Origin of the sequence: Kitasatospora sp. NPDC059722 (assembly GCF_042733235.1) — a bacterium.
In the GTDB taxonomy this organism is placed as follows: Bacteria; Actinomycetota; Actinomycetes; order Streptomycetales; family Streptomycetaceae; genus Kitasatospora.
The window spans coordinates 1-1,088 of sequence record NZ_JBHWGD010000304.1 but is presented as its reverse complement, the minus strand read 5'-3'; the positions used below and the strand labels follow the sequence as shown (position 1 = coordinate 1,088).

The window sequence follows — 1,088 nt, the reverse complement described above, 5'->3', positions numbered from 1 at the left end:
CACCGTGCGGCGGTGGTGGCGGCCGACCGCGACGAAGCCCTCGCAGCACTCGACGCCCTCGCCAACGACCAGGACCACCCCGCCCTCCACCGCGGCGAAACCACCACCCCCGCCCGCCTCGCCTTCCTCTTCACCGGACAAGGCAGCCAGCACCCCGGCATGGGCCGCGAACTCCACACCAACCACCCCGAATTCGCCACCGCCTTCGACACCGCCTGCGCCGCCCTCGACCCCCACCTCGACCACCCACTGCGCGACATCGTCTTCGCCCACGAAGGCACCCCCCACGCCGCACTCCTCCACCAGACCCGCTACACCCAACCCGCCCTCTTCGCCCTCCAAACCGCCCTCCACCACCTCCTCCACACCTGGGGCATCACCCCCCACTACCTCGCCGGCCACTCCATCGGCGAAATCGCCGCCGCCCACGCCGCCGGCATCCTCACCCTCCAAGACGCCGCCACCCTCGTCACCACCCGCGGCCGACTCATGCAAGCACTCCCCACAGGCGGCGCCATGACCGCCATCCAAGCCACCGAAGAAGAAATCCTCCCCCTCCTCAACGAACACGTCTCCATCGCCGCCATCAACAGCACCACCTCCCTCGTCATCGCCGGCGACGAACCCCACGTCCAACACATCGCCGACACCCTCGCCACCCAAGGCCGACGCACCAAACGCCTCACCACCAGCCACGCCTTCCACTCCCCCCACATGGACCCCATCCTCGACGAATTCCACCGCACCGCCACCCAACTCACCTACCACACACCCCAAATCCCCCTCATCACCAACAACGGCGACCCCACCACCCCCGAATACTGGACCCACCACATCCGCCGAACCGTCCGCTACCACGACACCGTCCACACCCTCCACACCCACGGCACCACCCACCACCTCGAACTCGGCCCCCACCCCACCCTCACCCCCCACACCCCCAACACCACACCCCTCCTCCACCACAACCACCCCGAAACCCACACCCTCCTCACCGCACTCGCCACCACCCACACCCACGGCCACACCCCCACCCCACCCACCACCACCCACACCCACCCCAACCTCCCCACCTACCCCTTCCAACG

1 protein-coding gene is annotated in these 1,088 nt (G+C 68.8%); it reads left to right on the top strand.

Annotated elements, in window-relative coordinates:
- Positions 1-12: 12 nt before the first annotated feature.
- The coding region (locus ACFV4F_RS43455; protein WP_380511608.1) for an acyltransferase domain-containing protein at positions 13-1,088 on the top strand (1,076 nt) is incomplete at its 3' end.